At 66.0% G+C, this 438-nt stretch carries 1 protein-coding gene; it reads right to left on the bottom strand.

Annotated elements, in window-relative coordinates:
* The coding region (locus tag B2W70_RS07185; protein WP_286744258.1) for a HisA/HisF-related TIM barrel protein at positions 1-438 on the bottom strand (438 nt) is incomplete at both ends.

Raw genomic sequence — 438 nt, 5'->3', positions numbered from 1 at the left:
TGGGCCAGCTTCACCGTGGCATCGATGTTGATGCCGGTGAGCATGCCGTCGCGGCCGATGTCGGTGTAGATCACGCCTTCGACGCCGTAGTCCTCGAACTTCTTGGCCAGGTCGACGACCTCGTGGCCGGAGAGCTTGCTCCAGCCGTCGGTGGCCACCTTGCCGTCCTTGGCGTCCAGGCCGACGATGATGTGACCACCGAAGGCGGTGCAGGCGTCACGCAGGAAGCCGGGGTTCTTGACCGCAGCGGTGCCGATGATGACGTAGCTCAGGCCGTCGTCGAGGTAGCGCTCGATGGTGTCGAGGTCGCGGATGCCGCCACCCAGCTGAACGGGGATCTCGGAGCCGACTTCCTTGATGATCGCCTTGATGGCGGCCTCGTTGACGGGCTTGCCGGCGAACGCACCGTTGAGGTCGACCAGGTGCAGGCGGCGCGCG

The sequence above is a fragment of the Aquabacterium sp. UBA2148 genome, from assembly GCF_002328915.1.
In the GTDB taxonomy this organism is placed as follows: domain Bacteria; phylum Pseudomonadota; class Gammaproteobacteria; order Burkholderiales; family Burkholderiaceae_C; genus Aquabacterium; species Aquabacterium parvum.
The sequence above is the reverse complement of the archived record's forward strand: the minus strand, read 5'-3'. Positions and strand labels throughout refer to the sequence as shown.